The 18,915-nt window shown below is 58.3% G+C and carries 16 protein-coding genes and 4 pseudogenes; 11 read left to right on the top strand and 9 right to left on the bottom strand.

Annotated features, from left to right (window positions below; translation table 11 throughout):
* Positions 1–166: 166 nt before the first annotated feature.
* Positions 167–1,291 carry an RNA-guided endonuclease InsQ/TnpB family protein gene (locus HLB35_RS07140; RefSeq protein WP_171702032.1) on the bottom strand — a complete coding sequence of 375 codons (1,125 nt, stop codon included), beginning with the start codon at positions 1,289–1,291 and terminating at the stop codon, positions 167–169.
* A gap of 156 nt (positions 1,292–1,447) precedes the next feature.
* Between HLB35_RS07140 and HLB35_RS07135 the strand changes: the two are divergent.
* Positions 1,448–2,082: pseudogene (locus HLB35_RS07135) on the top strand (CDP-alcohol phosphatidyltransferase family protein).
* Here HLB35_RS07135 and HLB35_RS07130 read toward each other — a convergent pair.
* Positions 2,044–3,081, bottom strand: coding sequence for an SO_0444 family Cu/Zn efflux transporter (locus HLB35_RS07130; RefSeq protein ID WP_216601429.1), 1,038 nt, complete (start codon positions 3,079–3,081; stop codon positions 2,044–2,046). The pseudogene HLB35_RS07135 and the gene HLB35_RS07130 sit on opposite strands and share 39 nt — an antisense overlap.
* A gap of 269 nt (positions 3,082–3,350) precedes the next feature.
* Between HLB35_RS07130 and HLB35_RS07125 the strand changes: the two genes are divergently transcribed.
* Positions 3,351–3,557 carry a cold-shock protein gene (locus HLB35_RS07125; RefSeq protein ID WP_171702031.1) on the top strand — a complete coding sequence of 69 codons (207 nt, stop codon included), beginning with the start codon at positions 3,351–3,353 and terminating at the stop codon, positions 3,555–3,557.
* A gap of 126 nt (positions 3,558–3,683) precedes the next feature.
* Here HLB35_RS07125 and HLB35_RS07120 read toward each other — a convergent pair whose 3' ends face one another.
* The 4 genes from HLB35_RS07120 to HLB35_RS07110 form a co-directional block, all read right to left on the bottom strand.
* Positions 3,684–4,367: a methyltransferase domain-containing protein gene (locus HLB35_RS07120; RefSeq protein ID WP_328731281.1), complete on the bottom strand. Its 684-nt coding sequence runs from the start codon at positions 4,365–4,367 to the stop codon at positions 3,684–3,686.
* Positions 4,304–4,441: a putative RNA methyltransferase gene (locus HLB35_RS18300; protein ID WP_328731345.1), complete on the bottom strand. Its 138-nt coding sequence runs from the start codon at positions 4,439–4,441 to the stop codon at positions 4,304–4,306. The genes HLB35_RS07120 and HLB35_RS18300 overlap by 64 nt, the downstream gene beginning before the upstream one ends.
* 150 nt (positions 4,442–4,591) lie before the next feature.
* A complete protein-coding gene (locus tag HLB35_RS07115; protein ID WP_171702030.1) occupies positions 4,592–5,962 on the bottom strand; it encodes an MFS transporter in 1,371 nt (456 codons plus the stop codon).
* A 187-nt stretch (positions 5,963–6,149) separates the two neighbouring features.
* Positions 6,150–6,695 (bottom strand): class I SAM-dependent methyltransferase, encoded by a 546-nt coding sequence (locus HLB35_RS07110; protein ID WP_328731278.1) that lies wholly within the window; start codon positions 6,693–6,695, stop codon positions 6,150–6,152.
* Positions 6,696–6,745: 50 nt separating this feature from the next.
* Between HLB35_RS07110 and HLB35_RS07105 the strand changes: the two genes are divergently transcribed.
* The 4 genes and pseudogenes from HLB35_RS07105 to HLB35_RS07090 all read left to right on the top strand — a co-directional run bounded on the left by HLB35_RS07105 (position 6,746) and on the right by HLB35_RS07090 (position 8,886).
* A complete protein-coding gene (locus HLB35_RS07105; RefSeq protein ID WP_171702029.1) occupies positions 6,746–7,129 on the top strand; it encodes a VOC family protein in 384 nt (127 codons plus the stop codon).
* Between the two features lie 68 nt (positions 7,130–7,197).
* On the top strand, positions 7,198–7,584 hold the full coding sequence (locus HLB35_RS07100) for a DUF4870 family protein (RefSeq protein ID WP_171702028.1): 387 nt from the start codon (positions 7,198–7,200) through the stop codon (positions 7,582–7,584).
* 2 nt (positions 7,585–7,586) lie between these two features.
* Positions 7,587–8,500: pseudogene (locus tag HLB35_RS07095) on the top strand (lysophospholipid acyltransferase family protein).
* Between the two features lie 36 nt (positions 8,501–8,536).
* A pseudogene (locus HLB35_RS07090) lies at positions 8,537–8,886 on the top strand (DUF4870 family protein).
* Positions 8,887–8,903: 17 nt separating this feature from the next.
* On the opposite strand, the gene HLB35_RS07085 reads toward HLB35_RS07090, so the two are convergent.
* Positions 8,904–10,385 (bottom strand): sulfatase-like hydrolase/transferase, encoded by a 1,482-nt coding sequence (locus tag HLB35_RS07085; RefSeq protein WP_235937022.1) that lies wholly within the window; start codon positions 10,383–10,385, stop codon positions 8,904–8,906.
* A gap of 305 nt (positions 10,386–10,690) precedes the next feature.
* Here HLB35_RS07085 and HLB35_RS07080 point away from each other — a divergent pair, with 305 nt between their 5' ends.
* The 4 genes from HLB35_RS07080 to HLB35_RS07065 all read left to right on the top strand — a co-directional run bounded on the left by HLB35_RS07080 (position 10,691) and on the right by HLB35_RS07065 (position 15,855).
* Positions 10,691–12,301, top strand: coding sequence for an OpgD/OpgG family glucan biosynthesis protein (locus HLB35_RS07080; RefSeq protein WP_328731275.1), 1,611 nt, complete (start codon positions 10,691–10,693; stop codon positions 12,299–12,301).
* Complete coding sequence (gene mdoH / locus HLB35_RS07075) at positions 12,294–14,231, top strand: glucans biosynthesis glucosyltransferase MdoH (RefSeq protein ID WP_171702027.1); 1,938 nt, start codon at positions 12,294–12,296, stop codon at positions 14,229–14,231. Before HLB35_RS07080 ends, mdoH begins: the two co-directional genes overlap by 8 nt.
* 232 nt (positions 14,232–14,463) lie before the next feature.
* Complete coding sequence (locus tag HLB35_RS07070) at positions 14,464–15,012, top strand: FkbM family methyltransferase (protein ID WP_328731274.1); 549 nt, start codon at positions 14,464–14,466, stop codon at positions 15,010–15,012.
* A 66-nt stretch (positions 15,013–15,078) separates the two neighbouring features.
* Positions 15,079–15,855 carry a creatininase family protein gene (locus HLB35_RS07065; protein WP_171702026.1) on the top strand — a complete coding sequence of 259 codons (777 nt, stop codon included), beginning with the start codon at positions 15,079–15,081 and terminating at the stop codon, positions 15,853–15,855.
* Between the two features lie 69 nt (positions 15,856–15,924).
* Here HLB35_RS07065 and ribA read toward each other — a convergent pair whose 3' ends face one another.
* Entirely contained in the window at positions 15,925–17,031 is a 1,107-nt protein-coding gene (gene ribA / locus HLB35_RS07060) for a GTP cyclohydrolase II (protein WP_171702025.1), read from the bottom strand.
* Between the two features lie 112 nt (positions 17,032–17,143).
* Here ribA and HLB35_RS07055 point away from each other — a divergent pair, with 112 nt between their 5' ends.
* A complete protein-coding gene (locus HLB35_RS07055) occupies positions 17,144–17,989 on the top strand; it encodes a RibD family protein (RefSeq protein ID WP_171702180.1) in 846 nt (281 codons plus the stop codon).
* Positions 17,990–18,109: 120 nt separating this feature from the next.
* Here the strand turns inward: HLB35_RS07055 and HLB35_RS17065 are convergent.
* Positions 18,110–18,915 (bottom strand): annotated as a pseudogene (locus HLB35_RS17065) (lysylphosphatidylglycerol synthase transmembrane domain-containing protein); the annotation flags it as partial.

Genomic DNA, 18,915 nt, shown 5'->3' with positions numbered 1-18,915 from the left:
ATAAGTATATCCAATTTACTGACATTCCAGAGGCTACCAGGCGCTTGATACGCCTGTTAATTTTTATTCCTGACACTCCCCGCCCGCCGCGCTTCGCGCTTTGGGCGAGGGCTCCAAGGTCACCCCCAGAACCTTCCTGTTTCCACACGCCTTCACTAGACAGTGGCTAAGCCGCTGCCCCCGCTCTAGTCGCTCCACAGGCTAACCCCGCCAGCCCGGCGGTTTGTATGTTCCTGGCCGCGTTGATGTCGCGGTCAATGGGGTGGCCGCAACTTTCGCAGTGCCAGTGACGTTGCGATAGCGGCAGCTTGGCCACTTTGTGGCCACAGCCATGACACAGCTTGCTGCTGGGGAACCACTGGCTTACTTTCACCAGTTGGCGCCCCGCCCAGGCGGCCTTGTATTCCAGTTGCCGGACGAACTCACCCCACCCAGCATCGCTAATGGCTTTAGAGAGCCGTTTATTCTTGACCATACCGATGATATTGAGTGACTCGATGCACAAAACTTGGTTTTCGTTAATGAGTGCGCGGGTCGCTTTGTGGGTGGCGTCACGGCGGCAGTCGGCTATCTTGGCATGACACCGTGCCACCTTCTGACGGTGTTTGTTGCGGTTGTTGGAACCTTTCTGCTTCTTCGCCAACCGGCGTTGCAAGTAGGCCAGCTTCGCTTCGTAGCGTTTCAGGTGACGCGGATTGCCGGATTTTACGCCGTCGCTGGTGATGAACAGATCGGCCAACCCGAGATCAATGCCCACTGTCTTGGACGTGATCGAGTGTGCTACTGGCGCAAAATCACACAGGCAGCTGATGAAGTAGCGCCCGGCACGATCGCGTGAAATCGTGATGCTGGAAGGTTCGCTGGGCAGCGGACGACTCCACCGGATAGGTAACGGCGTCTTTGCCTTGGCAATGGTGACCTCACCATCACGATAGCGGAACGCGGCCTTGGTCAGCCGGATCGACTGGCGACGATCCTTTTTCTTGAAACGTGGGTACCGCGCCTTGAGCTTGGGATTAAAGAAGTTGTCGAAGGCGGCTTTCTGATCCCGCAGCGCCTGTTGCAGGATCACACTCGACACGTCTTTGAGCCACGGAAACTCCGCCTTCAAGCCTACCAGGCGCTTCTCAGCGTCGGCGTGAGACACCGACTCCCCGCGTTGCTGATACGCTTCAGTGCGATAGGCCAGGGTATTATTCCAAATAAAGCGGGCACACCCAAACGACTGCGCCAATAGCTCAGCTTGTTCGGGAGTAGGATAGAACCGTTCTTTATAGGCACGCTTTGTCATACTGGAAAAATATCAGGGGTTGTTGGCAAAATCAACCGGGCACCGCGTTGCGGTGCGCGCTTGTATCACCGCCCGATTGGGCGATGCTTTACGCGCTGCTTGGTAATGCACTCAACATAGCCACGCGTTTTCCCCTATCTATTTAAAGGAGCTGCCATGCTGGATCGCTGGACCATGCCGATGACCCAAGGCCCGCTGCAAACATTAGCCACCAAGCTGGCAGGCCGGGTGTCGCCTAATCAGGTCACCCTGCTGGGATTTATCGTGGGTATGAGTGCCCTGCCGCTGCTGGCCTTTGAATATTACGCCCTGGCGTTGGTGGCGATCATTATCAACCGTATCAGCGATGGCCTGGACGGCGCCCTGGCCCGGCTGACCGGCAAAAGCAGTGATGCGGGTGGTTTTCTGGATATCGGCCTGGACTTTGTTTTCTATGCCGCGGTCGTGCTCGGTTTTGCCCTGGCGCGGCCCGAGGAAAATGCCCTGGCCGCCGCCTTTCTGCTGTTCGCTTTCATTGGCACCGGCACGTCTTTTCTGGCCTTTGCCATTGCCGCCAAAGATCAGCACAGAACGCGCCCCGACCTGCCCAACAAGGCTTTCTATTACCTGGAAGGCCTGACCGAAGGCACCGAGACGGTTGCTGCCTTGGTGCTTTTTTGCCTGTTTCAAGCCATTTTGCCTGGCTAGCCAGCCTGTTTGCGATCGCTTGCCTGATCACCACTGCAACTCGGCTATGGGGTGGCTACCGCGCCCTAAAAGCCCAGGGCGCGACGGCGGAGCGGGCGCAATGATACCAGCGCCAGCACCACCAGGGCGGCCCACTCCAGCCATTCTGGCAGCAGCTCCTGAACCTCGCTGGCCTGTTGAACAATATTCCACCCGGTCAGGCCTAGCAGCGCATCCAACCCCCAGCCCAGAAGCACGGTGACCACCAGGATACTGCTCAAATAGATGGCCACGGCTTGGCTACCCATTTCGCGCCGCAGAATTGCCAGCGTTGCCAGGCTGGTCAAAGGGCCAGCAAGCAGGAATACCAGTGCCATTCCCGGCGAGATGCCTGCCAGCAACAGTCCGGCGGCAATCGGCGTGGCAGCGGTTGCACACACGTAGAGGGGAATGCCGATCAAGGCCATCAGCACCAGGGCCAGAAAACCGCCCGAAAACCCTACCAGGGTATCCGGCGGTACAAAGGTCACCAGCACCCCGGCCAGCAATAGCCCGGCAAATACCCAGCCGCTGATATCATCCAGCAAGTCACTAAAGGCATATTTCAACCCGACGATAACCCCGGAACCGGCGGCCGTTTCCTTACTGCTATCGCCACAGCCTTTGGATGCGCAGCAGCCCTGTGAGGCACAGCTGCCAGCTTCTGGAACAGGTGTAACTTTTTCATCAGCACTGAGCCCAACCAGAATGCCGGTCACGATGGCCGTCACCATGGCCCCCAGCACCCGCGCCACCGCCACCAAAGGGCCGAGCAGCACGCTGGTCAGCAGAATCGAATCCACGCCCACGCCTGGCGTGCTGATCAGAAAAGAGGTCGTTGGCCCGCGCCCGGCGCCGCCACGATGTAAGGCCAGAGCGGTCGGAATCGCTCCGCAGGAACACAGCGGCAAGGGCATGCCGATCACAGCAGCGCGCAGGATACTGCCCAGGCCGTCACCGCCCATCCAGCGCTGTAGCAGATTTTGTGGCATCCATGCCTTGATCAGCCCAGCAATAAACAGCCCCAATAGCAGCCAGGGGGCTGCGCTCAGTGCAATACTCAATAGCTCTTCAATCATGTTCATGGCAATCGCTAAAACCCTGGGTATTTTGGCTGTTCAGACTAGCGCCTGTTCCTACACAAAGGTCAAGACTTGGAAAATAATCAACAAACCCTTTGACCTGAAGCGCTAATCATGTCACCTTAGGTGACAGTTGGTTAGCAAGAAGCAAGTCCTCAGCAGTGTACGATCTATTTCGGCAGCCTGATATTGTGTTCTTTGTTCTACCCGCTACTCACTCTGGGTAACACCAGGAACTTTATTACGGCGCATAAGCGCGAAAGGATCTACACATGGCTACTGGCACAGTTAAATGGTTTAACGATACTAAAGGCTTCGGTTTCATCGCTCCTTCTGACGGCGGCGACGACCTTTTTGCTCACTTCTCTGAGATTCAGGCCGACGGCTTCAAATCTCTGCAGGAAGGCGCTAACGTCTCTTTCGACGTTACCCAAGGCAAGAAAGGCCTCCAGGCTTCTAACATCAAGCAGATCTCTTAATCTTTATAGATTAACTGCTTGCTCAAACCTGTAAAGGTTTGATTACAAGGCCCGCTTATGCGGGCCTTGTTGCGTTTGGGGATACCATAATTTATTCCCATCCCCTGCATTCATTAACCCTGCTGATCAGCTGCGCTCCCACTGAATCAGGCGCACATCAACGGTTAACGCCAGTTGATCCAGCGCTGCCGCACGGGCGCGACCTTCAGCGCTAGCGCGATACAGATGCGGCGTCATGGCAAGCAAATCCGCAATAGTCTCCTGCCCTTCCAGCTTGATTGGATAGCTGAGCGTTTCCTCGCCAAGATAAGCAAAACCCTCTGGTGCTTCCAGTGCCGCCGAACGCTCTGGTTTGAGTTGCGGGTAGATAACCTCTCTCAACTCGCGCAGATGCTGTGGCCCTGCTTCCACCTGCAGTAATACACCTCCACTTTTCAACACCCTGGCAAATTCGCGGTACACCGGAAAGCCAAACATGCACAGCACACCGTCCAGCGCTGCTTGCTGCACCGGCAAATGCGCATTGCTGCCGACGACCCAACGGCTAAAGGGCGAGTGTTTATTATCCTGCCTGGCGGCCGCCATTACCGCCCACTTGGAAATATCCAGACCGATCAGCGCCAGATCAACCGGCACTCTGCTGACCAGTTGGCGCAGGTAATAGCCCTCACCGCACCCCGCATCCAGACAGCTGAAACTCTCAGCGTCTAACGGCTGTTTTTCTGCCCAGGCGACAATATAGCGGCTTATCGCCTCTGCCACCGGTTGGTAGTGACCTGCTTGAAGAAAACGCTGACGGGCAGCCACCATCGCCTTGCTATCCCCGGGTCTTGCGAGCGCTTTTGTTGAACCGGTAGCAGATTGACATACCCCTGACGGGCAATATCAAAACTGTGGCCTGCTGCGCAGCGCCAGGCGTTATCAAAAGTTCAAGCGGCTGGCCATCCAGCGGGCAAGCCAGGGCCTGAAAAGGAACACTAGGCATAGAGAAGGCTCTGTTGGGTGGATGGTGAGTGATCACTATTCACCATCCACTATTCACGCTTTACTGAAACATCATCTTCAAAGTAGGCGACCTGACTTTCTTCCGGCTCGGGCGGGCCGACCAGAGGTTCTGCCACGTCAACGTCGGGCACTGCATCGGACAGATCCTCGCTGTGCTCATGGTCAAGCGCACCCTGTATCAGCTCCTCGGTCACCACCAACTCGGCCCCAGCAGCGGTCATCGGGGTCGTTGCGGTGAAAGGAGCCACCGGAATAGGCGCAGGGCGCACACTACGGCGCCAGGCAAAGAACAGTGCAAAGAACAGGCTCAGGCCACCAAACGCCCAGAACAGACCGGCATCGCCAACCGCCGTCATCACCGGTGAAATCATCAAAGGGCTCAGCGCTGCGCCCAGCGAATTGATCAACAGCAACCCCTGGCTCATACGCACCAGAGCACCCGCAGGCGCTCGGTCGGCGGCATGACTGACCGCTACCGGATAGAGTGCAAACACGCCCCCGCCCAGCAGGAACAACAGCACCGCCAGCAGCGGCGTGGAAAGCGGCAGCCACAGCATGGCAGCAGAAATCAGAATGCAGAAGACGCTGATCGCAATCAGTACCATCTGGCGGTCATGACGGTCCGACCAGCGGCCAATCGGATACTGCAACAGCATGGCACCCAGAATCAACACCGCCATCATCTGGCCCACCTCAGCCACGCTCATGCCAATGCGCTGCAAATAAAGCGGCAGCAGGCTGTAGGCAGCCGCCACCACCATACCTGACCCCAGGCTACCCATCACGCCGGTGGGCGTCAGGGTAATCAGGCGATGGGGCGGCAGAGGCTCAGCGTGTTCAATCAGCGGCGATACCCGTGGAATCATCGCCATGGGCAACACCGACAGTGACGCCAGCATGCCGATAACCATAAAGGGCACGGTAGACCCCATGTCATTGACGACACCCAGCAGCAGCTGACCCAGGACACCGGCGGCGTAAAGGGCAATCATGTAAAGCGCCAGCAGGCGTCCTCTGACCTTCTGGTCACCCGAGGTCAGTAACCAGCTTTCGATGACCAGATAAACCCCTACCGTTGCCCAGCCACCAATCAGCCGCAGCACAAGCCAGGCCCAGGGGTCACTGGTCATCCCCTGCAATAGCACGGTGACCGCCACCAGTGAGGCAAAGCTGCCGTAGGCGCGAATATGGCCGATACGCAGCAAAAGGCGATCATTGAACATGGCACCCAGTGCCAGCCCGATAAAATAGGCCGACGAGACGATACCGATGACAGTGACCGACTCGCCGGCGGTATCCATACGCACGCTAATCAGGGTGGCAAGGAACCCGTTGCCGATTCCCAGAATAAACAGCCCCATCAAAGGCGCTAGCGCCATGGCGAGTAATTGACGTGACATTGATTTCTCACTTTGACATCGGTAAACCGCTCCAGCGATGAGCGGCGGCGCGCAATTATTGCGCCGAAGCCGTTAAAGTCAATGCTTTTTGCTGACTTCTGGGCGTTTTTGCATGATAACCGTATCCTGACCGGGAAACGTCAGCTCAAAACCATGACGAGACGCCCACCAGCAAAACGTTTCCGCACTAAAAAAAAACCACATGGGTCGGATCCTGGATATAGTGCCAATTGGCAAAGGCGGCGTGATTCTTGACACGTTTGGTCATAACCCCCAGGTAACCGCCGGGCACCAGCATCTCGCTCAATTGCGCCAGTACCTGCTGGGGCGAAGACAGGTGCTCCAGCACTTCGGTGGCAGTAATGAAATCATAACGTCGATCCAGCACCTGGCATTCAGGCGCGTAGAAAGGGTCGTAAACTTCCATGGGGTAACCCAGCTCTGCAAACATCACCGACAGAGTAGGCCCTGGCCCAGCGCCAAAATCCAGCCCCTTAGCACCGGGAGCCAGGCAGGCTTCAAGCGGAGTGAGCAGGCGGCTCAGAAAACGTCGGTAACCCGGGTCATCGGGACTGTTCTGATGGCGGTCATATTCCTGCTTTTCCTGCTCGGCGGACAGATGCTGGTCGGGCGGCACAAACACCAGTTGGCAGCAGGGACATTGATAATAATCACGTCGCGAATCACAATGATAAAGCTGATTTTTAGGTTCATACATAGCGGGCAGCGCCACATCATCGTATCCTCGCCTGATCACATCGTTATTTATCCCAAGAGGCAACCATGCTGTCAGGTCTTGATCATCTTGTCGTTACTGTGACCGATATCGGTCGTGCCGTGGATTTTTATTCCCGCGTGCTGGGCCTGGATGTGCGCTATCGCGATGCCCAGAGGGTAGACCTGATGATGGGCGATACCGCGCTGCGGCTACATCAGACCGATACAGACATAGCGCCTGTTTCCGCCACCCCGACACCGGGCAGCCTGGATCTGTGTCTACGCTGTCGATTGCCTTTGGATGAGTTCACGCAACACCTGGAAGCGCTTGGCATTGACGTCGAACTGGGGCCCGTCGATCGCCAGGGCGCCAATGGGCCGATTGTCTCGCTTTACCTACGCGACCCGGATGGCAACCTGCTGGAGATTTCACGTCCGCTAAAAACATAGCAGATGCCATTCCGTATCAGTCACGCTATCATGTTAACTGTTTAACTGTTTCCAAAAGGATGTAAATCATGCGTCAGGACGAAGCCCCTAACGAGATCAATACCAATGGAACTGATGAATCAGGTAAAGCGCCTGATACCACTATGGCCATGGTGATCTATGCGCTTTACCTGGCCAGTTTCATACTCGGCTTCACTTCCTTGATTGGTGTCGTTATTGCCTATGTCTATAAAGGCAAGGGGCCAGCCTGGCTTGATGAACACTACCGCTACCAGATCCGGACTTTCTGGATGGGCTTTCTTTATGCGGTGGTCTTTTCTTTACTGACCATCATCCTTATCGGCTTTCCGCTGCTGGTTGCTCTTGCTGTCTGGCTAATCATCCGCTGTGTGAAAGGCTTCAAGGGTCTGCAGGAAAAGCGCGCGCCCAGTAATGTGAATTCCTGGCTGTTTTAAGTATGCCATTGAACTTCAGTCGTGGGCGAGCCATCGCCTCGCTGTGGCAGTACCTGGCCAGATGGCCGCTCTCCCGTATCTGGCGTCTAGCCTACAGGGTTGGTCCTGTGGTCTATCGTTTCAGTCGCCGCGAACGCGACGTGACGATGACTAACCTTGAGGTCGTTTATCCTCATTTAGGCGCCACACAACGTACCCAGCTTGCCCGGGAAAGTCTTCGCCATTCTACGGCTACCATGCTGGAACTGGGCCATGCCTGGATGGCGCCTCACGCTCAGGTGGAGGCGCATATTCTGGCCGTACATGGGCGTGACAAACTCGACAGCGCCAGAGCCGAAGGGCGAGGTGTGATCGTGCTGGCTCCGCATTTCGGTAACTGGGAGGTGCTGAATTTCTGGCTGTCCAGCCACTTCCCGTTTACCGCCATGTATGAGCCCCCCAAGATAGTGGAACTTGACCCTGTGATCCGCCAGGGGCGCGAGCGTATGGGCGCCCTGCTGGTGCCCACCAACCCACGCGGCGTAGCAGCGTTGCTCAAGGCGTTAAAGCGCTATGAAGCGATTGGCATTCTTCCTGACCAGGAGCCCGACTGGGGCAGCGGCGTGTTTGCGCCTTTTTCCAGCGTGATGCCTACACCGCTACTCTGCTGCCCAAACTGGTGATGCGCACCCGTGCCAAGGTCGTCACCGGCGTTGCCAGGCGAGTTCCCGGCAAGGGCTTTGAGATTCACTTTCTGGATGCCGATGACAGGGTCTACAGCGAGGACGAAGTCCAGTCTGCCACCGGCGTCAACGCCAGCGTTGAGGCGGCTATTGCCCTCGACCCTGCCCAGTACCAGTGGGAATACAAACGCTACCGCAAGGTCGTTGAGGAACAGCAGCAGCGTCCTGATTTCCGTGATTTCCGCCTGTATTAATCCTCAACAAACCATCGCCTAACCTGTGAGCCCTGTATGTCAAATAGCTATATTCCCCAAGCCGATACCCGTACCCCCAGGTTGTTTACGCGCTGTTTCTGGCCGGACTGGTCACCGTCAATATTACCCTGCTGATCGGCGTGATTATTGCCTATGTCTACCGCAAAGACGCCGCTCCCTGGCTGCAGGATCATTACCGCTTTCTGATCCGCACCTTCTGGATTGGCAGCCTGTATTTCTGTATTGCCTTTGTCCTCAGCCTGATTCTGATTGGCTACCTGTTATGGCCACTGCTGGCCGTCTGGCTCGGGGTGCGCTGCGTGCTTGGCTGGATGGCGGTGCGCAAAGGCCAGCCTCCAGCCCGCCCCGGCAGCTGGCTGTGGTAAACGCTGATTAAGGCGCGTCACGGCTGAGCAAAATCCGCGCGTAGCCAGTGGCGCAGTTCGCGCATTTGAGTAACCTCACCAGCCTGATCAAGCGTCTGAGGACGCATGCCCGGCGTAAAGCCACGCGCCAACCAGGGCGCCAGCAGCGCTGAGTCAGCGCTGACCACATGCACCGGCACGGCAAAGGTTGCCTCGGCCACATTATCATCGCCGGTAATCAGGGGAGCGGCTTGATGATCGCCCAGAATGATCAGCAGGGTGTTGTCATCCGCGACCCGCTCACTCCAACGACCAGCCACTTCAACGGCATACGCCACCGAGCGCGCATAGTGATCGCGCACCTTTTCAAAGTCCTGCCATAGTTCGTCCGGCGCTTCTCCCGCGTTTTCCCAACGGTCGAACACACGGCCATTGCCGACCTGCGACCAATCTTCCAGCACCGGTAGAATCGGCGTCCAGGGCGCATGGCTGGAAATCAGCGCTAGCTGGGCAAATACCGGGCCATCACCCAAAAGCTTACGCGCCGTGTAATCCAAGGTGTACTGATCCGGCATGGTGACCCAGTTAAGCGGCGGCCCCGCGTAATCCAGATCCTTAGCCGCATGAATGTCATCAAAACCATAGGCGCGCCCTTCCGGCCAGGCGCGGGTAATCGCCGGCATCACCGCCAGGGTACGGTGCCCGGTAGCCTTAAAGTCATCCACCAGGGTGCCATGGCCACTGTCCAGCATCAGCCGATACCACAGCTGGTTATCCACTTTGCGCCCGCTTAACGCTGTTGCATGGGCAAGCCATGACTGGCCGCCGCGAATCGGCGATTCCAACCAGCCCGACGCCATCTGGATGCCCTGATTCCCCAGGCGCTTCTGCAGGCTATCCAGCATAGGCAGAATCACATCGGAATAGCGGCTATCTTCCAGGGCGGCAGCGCCGTAGGACTCGACGAAGGTGAGCAGGACACGCTTATCAGCCAACCCCGGCAAGGGCTGCACCTCAATGGGCGAATCTGCCAGGGTAGCGGTAAATTCTTGGCGCGCCGCATGGGTCTGGGTAACCTGCTGCCACTGGAACATGGCGGTGTTAACCATTGGCACCCGAGCGGTATCCACCAGCCGCTGGCCGTTAAGCTCCAGGGTGATCAGCACGGCGCTGCCCATCATCATCACTGCTGCCAAGGAGCCCGGCAAGCGCCTGACCGACAGCGGCCGTGCAGGCATCAGTATTCTTGCTAACATCACAAACAGGGCAGCCAGCAGCAGCATCGCCAGCAGCGTTACCAATATTGCCGCCGACATACCGATATTACCGACCATCAGCTCAAATACCGCGCGGGCCAGGGGCACATCCAGATAACTATTGAAGGAACGCCCAAAAGCCAGATAGGTTGCTACATCACCCAGGTTGAACAGGGTAATCACCAGCACGATGAGCAACCAGGCCACCACCAGCCAGGTTCGCAAACTCCCCTTGGGCAACAGCAAAATCAACGGGACTGCCAACCAGGCTTCCCAAGCGATCAGGCGCCCCCAACATCCTCGAATCGCCACCACAGCGGCGCTACCAGGATGATATTCATGACCAGTGCGCTAACCCATAACCGACCCATAGTATTGCCTCTATTGAAATCTGAGTGAAAAAGCACCGGACAAGGAACCTGAAAGAGTACTGGAAATCAGTAAAATCATGTACTGTAATAACTCAACGTATAACTATTGTTGAATTTTTATCAGGTAATTTGTTCATAAGCCATTTGACCGCGGCTTGCTATGTCAAAACCTGTTCTCCCTGTTCAAGGAGCCACGCTGTGCCTAAAGACACGTTTACGGTTTCAAGGAGGTTGGCCACTGCTTCGAGCAAGCTGGTTCAATGGGCCATGCTAGCGCTGCTGGCTTTGTTGAGCACCCAGGCACTGGCGGCTCCTACCCCGGCTGTACAGCAGCAGTGGTATCAGGAACTGGCTGAACGCGCTCAGGAACTGGCAGACCAGCCTTTTTCGCGGCCCGCCGATAGCTTGCCTGACGCCCTGAGAGACATCAATTACGATACCTATCGGCAGATCCGCTTTAACCCGGCGCAGGCTTACTGGCAGGATGATAGCCGTTTTTCGTTGCAGCTATTTCACAGCGGCTTTCTGTTTCAGCATCCGGTTGAACTGCATCTGGTTGAAGAAGGTAACGCTACCCCGCTCACCTTCAAGCAGTCAGACTTTATCTATGAAGGCGCGGCCCAGACTCTTGAAGAGCAGGAATTGAGCGCTGCCGGACATGCCGGCTTTCGGGTGCATTACCCCTTGAATACCCAGGCGTATGCGGATGAATTTGCGGTTTTCCTCGGTGCCAGCTATTTCCGCCTGGTGGGCCGCGACCAGGCCTACGGGCTTTCAACTCGGGGAATTGCCGTCGATACGGCCCTGCCACAGGGCGAGGAGTTTCCGGCCTTTCGCGCGTTCTGGCTGTTCAAACCTGATGCAGACGACCTCAGCGTACACATCATGGCCTTGCTCGACGGCCCTTCGCTGACCGGCGCCTATCATTTTGAACTTACCCCTGGCCACAGCACTCAGATGAGGGTCAAGGCGAGCCTGTTTGCCCGGGAAGACGTTGAAAAACTCGGGATCGCTCCGCTGACCAGCATGTTTACCCATGGCGATATCAGTGGCCCAGGCAAGGATGATTTCCGCCCTAACGTCCATGACTCCCAGGGTCTGCTGATCCACACGGGTGCTCAGGAGTGGATTTGGCGCCCGTTGAACAACCCGGCCAGTCTGCAGGTGTCCGCCTTTGTTGATGACAACCCCAAGGGCTTTGGTCTGATGCAACGAGAACGCGATTTTGATCATTATCTGGACCTGGAAGCCCAGTATCATCGCCGCCCCAGCCAGTGGGTAGAGCCTTTGGAAGATTGGGGCCCGGGCCATGTGGAACTGGTGGAAATTCCCACCCCGGATGAAACCCATGACAATATCGTCGCTTACTGGGTCGCGGATACGCCGTTTCTGGCCGGACAGTCGCGCCAGCTTGATTACCGTACCCAGACCCTGCATCACGCCCCAGACTCCCACAGTCTGGCCAAAGTTGTGCGCAGCCGCCAGGGCGATGCGGGCGTGCCGGGTGAAGCAGATTCCGCCAGTGCCGGGCAGCGTCAGTGGATTGTTGATTTTGACGGCGGTGAACTGGCCACACTCAACGCTGACCACCCGATCAAGCTGCGACTGCAAACCCAGCAGAAAGAGGCCGTTACTCTGGCACAAGTCAAAGCGCTGCCTGACCAGCAGTGGCGAGCCACTTTCCGAGTCGCAGAAACCACCCAACCAGTCGATATCCGTCTGGCGCTGATGCTGGAGGGCCGCATTATCAGTGAAACCTGGAACCAGATTATTTCACCTGCCAAGGTGGTAAGCGCTCCCGATGCCTAACAGCCGAATGTCTGTCGACATGCCCTGGCTACGCCCGCGCCGCTGGGGGCTGATGGCCTGTGTACTGATCACCAGCCTTGCCGGTTCAGCTACGCTTTTGCATATCACCGCGTCCTTGCCGCTGGCTGCGCGAATCAGCCTGCTGGTGATTTTCGTGCTGACCTTCAGCTGGATAGCACTGTCCTTCTGGAGCGCACTCAGCGGCTTCGTAATGTGCTGGTGCCGTCGCGATCCCATCACCCTACAGCGCCTTGACCACCCAACGGCTAACGGCACAGAGGGGATTTCGCGGACTCGCACGGCAATGATCATGCCGATCTACCAGGAGCCTCCTGAATCCACCCTGGCCGGTCTGGAAGCCAGCTGCCGTTCCCTGCTGGCGCAAAAGGCGCAGCGCAACCAAGATGCTATGCCTCAGCTGGATGTGTTTATCCTCAGCGACACCCAGTGCCCCGAGGCAGCGGCAAAAGAGGCTAGCCATGTGGCGGCGCTTCAGCAGCGCCTGAAGGGTGAACTAAGTGTTCACTACCGTCGGCGCGAAAATAATCATGGCCGTAAAGCAGGCAATATTGCTGATTTCTGCCGCCGCTGGGGCCGCCATTATGATTATTTTGTGGTACTTGACGCTGACAGCATCATGGGCGGTGACACCGTTCTGAGGCTGATCGAAAAAATGCATGCCCAGCCAGCGGTGGGCCTGATCCAGAGCGTGCCGATTCCGGTCGGCCAGATCACCCTGTTTGGGCGTATGGTGCAGTTTGCCGCCGCCCTCTACAGCCCCATGCTGGCCGCTGGGCAGAGTTTCTGGCAAGGCGATAGCGCCAATTACTGGGGGCATAATGCCATTGTGCGCACACGCGCCTTTATGGCCAGCAGCGGGCTACCCACCCTGTCTGGCAAGCCACCGCTGGGCGGGGAGTTGCTCAGCCATGATTTTGTTGAAGCCGCCCTGTTGCGTCGCGATGGCTGGCAGGTATTACTCGACACCACAACCACTTGTACTTTTCGGCCCACTAAAGCCGCGGACAGCTATGAATCCATGCCAAGCAACCTGCTGGATTTTGCCAAGCGCGACCGTCGCTGGCTGCAGGGTAACCTGCAACACCTGCGCCTGTTGACTGGCTCAGGGTTACACCCGCTCAGCCGTTGCCACTTTTTCTGTGGTGCCTTTGCCTATCTGTCATCTCCTTTGTGGCTGATGCTATTGATCAGCTCCAGCGTCATGATCGGCGTCAGCGCGCTTAATGATGCGCCCCCTGCACTCCCAACCCCTTGCCCTTGGGCTTTTGGGGGGGTAACGCTGGGCATGTTGCTTGCCCCCAAACTGCTTGGCCTGATGCTGGCGGTGTGCCATACGCCAGCCGATTATGGTGGGCGCCTACGGCTGCTAATCAGCACCCTGCTGGAAATTGTCTTCGCCGCCCTGCTGGCCCCGTTGATGATGGCCTGGCACAGCCTGTTTATTGGCGGAGTGCTGACTGGCCGCGCCGTTGAGTGGAATACCCAGCCTCGCGGTGAGCGCTCACTCAGCTGGAAAGAGGCCTGGCAGCCAACCTGCTGGATAACCCTTGGGGGCACGGCCTGGCTACTGGCATTGGTTGCCCTCTCCCCTTCGGCGGCTTTGTGGTTGACCCCGGCCTGGCTGGGGCTGATAGGTTCCACCCTACTGGTAAAAGTCAGCAGCTACCCCCTCGGCAAGCCACAACAGCGGCGCTTGAGCCTGTGGCAAACGCCTTACCAGCAGAATGTCAGCGTCCTTGAGGCTTACCAGCAACATCTTGCACAGGCACTTGCATCACCTGCTTTGCAAGCGCTGTCGCTCAGCCCCTTGCCTGCGGAGTTGCCCGGAGAGATGCCGATACAATCCTTCCAGCGTCATGTTCTTCCCGCCGACGCCTTCCCACCACCACGCACTGAGGAGACCTACTGATGCCTTCAAGGCTGTTTCATCAATTTTCCAGTGCCTTTGGCATCGCCCGCTCCCTGGTGATCTACTGGCGCCCCGGGCGTCAGCAAGGCCTAAAGAACCTTTATCGACCGTTTATCACCCCAGACGCACCCGCCTTTGATATCGGTGCTCATCTGGGGGATCGCAGCGCCGCTTTTCAGGCGCTGGGTGCCCGAGTGATCGCGCTGGAACCTCAGCCAGGCCTGGCGCGCTGGTGCAAGCGCATGGTGGGCCAGGAGCTGACCCTGATCCCTATGGCCGCCGGGCCAACCCCGGCACTGCGCCTATTGCCATCAGCCCAAGCAACCCGACGGTATCGACCCTTGCCCATGCCTGGCGCGAGCAGGTCAGCCAACACAACGCAGGTTTTGCCAGCGTCAACTGGAACACCCAGCTATCGGTGGAGGTCACGACTCTGGATGCCCTGATTGCCACCTACGGGCGACCCTGCTTTATCAAGATAGACGTTGAAGGCTTTGAAGCAGAGGTACTGGCGGGGCTGAGCCAGCCGGTACCCGCCCTGTCATTTGAATTTGTTGCCGGTACACTCAATGTCGGCCATGCCTGTATTCAACAGTTACGTCGATTAGGTGATTACCGTTTCAATGTGGTGGAAGGCGAGCAGCGTGTATTTCGCTGGTCAGACTGGAAAACTGCTGATCAGGTTGACGCCTGGTTTTCAGAAGGCGCCGACCACCTGAGCTCCGGGGATATCTATGCCTGCCAGGCTCATCATCCTGTCTGCAAGGATTCTTCTGATTGACATCTTTTTGTAGTACCTTGGTTAATAAAAAACATGAGCCAGATGATTTTTCTGAGGAACACCAAGATGCACACTGACTGGTCGTCGCTGACCACGCTGGAACTTGCCGAAATGGCGCGCCGTTCGCCGATTGCCGTGGTGGTCATGGGAGCCACTGAGCAACACGGCCATCATCTGCCGCTGGGCACGGATACCACCATTGGCCTGGGCCTACAAGCAGCCATGCTAGACGCGCTACCTCAGGAGCTGGATATCATCTGCCTGCCTGCGATCAGCGTAGGCGCCAGCGAAGAGCACAGCAGCTTTCCCGGCACTCTCAGCCTGCCTGCCCGGGTCGCCATTGATACCCTTGAAGCCTACGGTGATAGCGTCGCTCGGGCAGATATCCGGCGTCTGATGATCATCAACAGCCACGGCGGCAACAAGGCGGTGATGGATATTGCCGCCTTGGCGCTGCGCAAGCGCCATGCCCTCCAGGTCATCAAAGCCACCTATACCCACTTACCCCCGCTGGAAGGCGCTCTCGATGCTGATGAACTGCGCCGCGGCCTGCATGGTGGCCTGCTGGAAACGGCCATGATGCTGCATCTGGCGCCGGATCAGGTCAATATGGCGCGAGCCAGAAACGCCCTGTCGGAAAAGCCCGCTGATAATTCCCTGCTTAACCAGGAAGGCGCCGCTTCCCTCGCCTGGCTGGCAGAAGACTTGGCTTACGACGGCATTGCAGGTAACGCTACTGGCGCAACCGCCGAACTGGGCAAGAAGCTGGTGCACCACTACGGCTGCCAACTGGCCAAGGTCATACTGGAGGCCGTCGCTCGCCCCCTGCCAGCGACCTCGTAAGCTGTTTTCTTTCAGAACCGTTTTCCCGTTCAAAATACCCGGCACCCAGTGCCGGGTATCGATGGCCGTTTACCGGTCGGGAAGCGCCTTGTGCAATACATCCTGAAGATAGTGGCCGCCGCGTTGGGCCTTGGCCATCAGGTAGCGCTGGTTGTGGTCATTGACGCTGCCATAAAGCGCCTGGCGAGAGACGATTTCAATGCCTCCTTCACGCAGGGCCGCCATCTTGAGCGGATTATTGGTCAACATTTGCACCCGGCCAATGCCCAGTGAACGCAGCATATCCACCGCCACGCTGTACTGGCGCTCGTCATCGCCAAAGCCCAGCACCTGATCGGCATCTACGGTATCCAGACCATCATCCTGCAACGTATAGGCGCGCAGCTTGTTGGCCAAGCCAATCCCTCGCCCTTCCTGGGCCAGGTATAACAGCACTCCGCCGCCCATGGCGTTGATATCCGCCACGGCATTGCGCAACTGCTCGCCGCAATCGCAGCGCAGGCTGCCAAACAGGTCACCGGTCAGGCAGGCGGAATGCAGGCGCACCGGCACAGGCTCCTGGCTGCCCTCAGCGTCGCCAATCACCACCGCCACGTGCTCGCGCATACCATCCGGTTCGCGAAAGAGTACAAAGCGTGACTGCTGGGCGGTTTCCAACGGAATTTCTGCCTCACTGACCCGCTTGAGCATGCCTGGCGCACCGTGAATGGCGCGCTGGGCATCCTCGGCGGAAAGGCTCAACAGTTCACCACGCGCCAGGCGCTGATCAATTTCGGCTTCCTGCTCACTGGCAATATCGGCACACAGCGCGGCAGGCAGCAGCAAGGCACGGCGCATCAAGGCCAGGGCACCGCGTTCCCCTGGCCCGGCTGGCATCAAACCGCTTAGGCGGGATGACTTTTCCGGCTGCTTGGCCACTGCTAAACGGTAAAGATCCGCCGCGTCGGTATCGCCGCTCAGCGGCAGGACCGCTGCCTCTGCGCTGATCGAGTGGCCCAGCGCCGCCAGACGATGGCGGGTCAGCACCATCGCGGGTCGATTCCCGGCCAGCGCCGCCAGCTCTGAAAGGGATTCACTGTTTTCCAGGGCTTGTACCAAAAGGCGATACTGTGGCGTCACGATGACAACCGGTAGCCCTCGGCGAAGATCAAAAATGGCGCGTTCAATATGATACATAATGACTTCCTCACTTATGGCACAGAGAATATATGGCACAGGGGATAGGCGATACTTGCATGGGTTTCGGCAGCGCCGCATGATGAGGTAACTGAAGCTGCGAGGAGGCGCTATGCCTGCTGAAGATCAAGGGGTACCGGCTCATCAGGAGCCGTTGGAACCGAGCAGGGCCTGGGAATGGTTGCTGGCACTGCGCCACGGCACGAAGGTTGCCCAAGGGCCGCTGTCGGTCAGTGCGGATGGCCGCTGGCACAGCACCCGCCCGGTAACGCCGGAAGCCAGCGAACTGCTCGACTGCTGGATGCCGCTGGTGGCCACAACGCCCTGGGTAGTTGCCCAGCTTGGGCAAAGCATGGATGGGCGCATTGCCACCGAAAGCGGACATTCCCATTACATTAATGGCCACGAAAGCCTGGTACATCTGCACCGTTTGCGGGCCATGTGTGATGCGGTAGTCGTCGGCGCCGGCACCGCCTGCGCGGACAACCCACAGCTTACTGTGCGGCACGTCAGCGGTCAGCACCCACTGCGTGTAGTGCTTGACCCCCGCGGGCGTGTGCCTGAAGACCTCGCTCTGATGAGCGATGCCAGTGCCGCCACCTTGCATCTGATCGGCCCTGACGTGGAACGGCCCGCCCCAGCGGCTCACGTCAGCCGCCAAACGCTTGCCATCAATACCAAGGGGCAGTTTGCGCCCCAGGCGGTAATTGAGGCCTTGGCCAGCCTGGGTTATCGGCGCGTTCTGGTCGAAGGCGGTGGTATTACTGTGTCGCAATTTATCGACGCGGGCTGTGTTAACCACCTGCATCTGCTGGTGGCGCCATTGCTGATTGGCTCCGGTCGTCCAGGGCTTGTGCTGCCGCCCATCGATACTCTGGAGACGGCTCTGCGCCCCACGGCAAGGCGTTTTCGGCTCGGCGAAGACACCCTTTTCGACCTTGACCTGCGCCGCTCCTGAATCATCAGGAGCCGCCTGGCCACGGCGTTTAAAGGCCACCAACAGCCCTGGCAAGGCCGCCAGCAGCACCATCAACCCATAGGCCAGCGACACCGCCACGCCCTGGCTGGGCGCCAGGCCTACCCAGACCCAGACGCTGGCGGCGGTGCCTTCACGCACGCCCCAGCCTGCTACCGTGAAAGGCACCAGCATGGCCAGCAGCAAGGCCGGGGCCAGGGCCAGCAGTTGGCTGGCGGGCAGGCTTACCCCAATGGCGCGCGCCGCACACAGCATCACCAGGGCGTAGCTGAACACCACTAGCAATGAGGTTCCCAGCTGCCAGCCCCAGATGCGCCGCTGGAGTAAGCCACGCTGAATATCCTGCTTGAGGGGCGTGACCCAGCTCAGCCAGCGGGCCATCTTTGGAAAGCGCTGGTAAATAAGAGAGGTAAACCTCAACGCCGCCCAAAGCCCCGCCCCGGCCACCAGCAGCGCGGTGGCCAGCAGCAGGTACCCGTTGGCGCCAAGCGTTTGATGCCATAGCGGCGAACTGATCAGCGCCAGCGCGGTGAGCAAGGCCACGGCCATTTGCCCGGAGGCGCGTTCAATAATCACCGCTCGCCAGGCGCTGCCCTTGGCGGCAGGGGTCTGGTGGGCATGGCGCAGGGCACGTCCGGCATCGCCTAACACACCCCCGGCAATATCTGGTTAATGAACTGGGCCAAGTAATATTCCCCCAGAGCGTAGCGAAATCTCAGCGGCACACCAATCAAACCGGCGGTCAGCCGCCAGCGCCAGGCACACAGCATCATCTGTATCACGCTGATGGCTAGCCCTAGTGCCAGCCAGGGCAGCGAAAAACCTTGCACCTCACTGGCCACTGCCAGTGGGTCCAGCCATAGCACTACTCCCAGCAGCACGATGGCGCTGACGGCAATACGCAGCAT

This window comes from Vreelandella azerica, from assembly GCF_013112225.1.
In the GTDB taxonomy this organism is placed as follows: Bacteria; Pseudomonadota; Gammaproteobacteria; order Pseudomonadales; family Halomonadaceae; genus Vreelandella; species Vreelandella azerica.
The sequence above is the reverse complement of the archived record's forward strand: the minus strand, read 5'-3'. Positions and strand labels throughout refer to the sequence as shown.

Coding starts and splice junctions, on each gene's coding strand:
- mdoH (WP_171702027.1), top strand. CDS start 12,294: ATGCCTAACAGCCGAATGTCTGTCGACATGCCCTGGCTACGCCCGCGC.
- HLB35_RS07115 (WP_171702030.1), bottom strand. CDS start 5,962: ATGTCACGTCAATTACTCGCCATGGCGCTAGCGCCTTTGATGGGGCTG.
- HLB35_RS07140 (WP_171702032.1), bottom strand. CDS start 1,291: ATGACAAAGCGTGCCTATAAAGAACGGTTCTATCCTACTCCCGAACAA.
- ribA (WP_171702025.1), bottom strand. CDS start 17,031: ATGTATCATATTGAACGCGCCATTTTTGATCTTCGCCGAGGGCTACCG.
- HLB35_RS07130 (WP_216601429.1), bottom strand. CDS start 3,081: ATGAACATGATTGAAGAGCTATTGAGTATTGCACTGAGCGCAGCCCCC.
- HLB35_RS07105 (WP_171702029.1), top strand. CDS start 6,746: ATGCTGTCAGGTCTTGATCATCTTGTCGTTACTGTGACCGATATCGGT.
- HLB35_RS07065 (WP_171702026.1), top strand. CDS start 15,079: ATGCACACTGACTGGTCGTCGCTGACCACGCTGGAACTTGCCGAAATG.
- HLB35_RS07125 (WP_171702031.1), top strand. CDS start 3,351: ATGGCTACTGGCACAGTTAAATGGTTTAACGATACTAAAGGCTTCGGT.
- HLB35_RS07100 (WP_171702028.1), top strand. CDS start 7,198: ATGCGTCAGGACGAAGCCCCTAACGAGATCAATACCAATGGAACTGAT.
- HLB35_RS07120 (WP_328731281.1), bottom strand. CDS start 4,367: ATGGTGGCTGCCCGTCAGCGTTTTCTTCAAGCAGGTCACTACCAACCG.
- HLB35_RS07055 (WP_171702180.1), top strand. CDS start 17,144: ATGCCTGCTGAAGATCAAGGGGTACCGGCTCATCAGGAGCCGTTGGAA.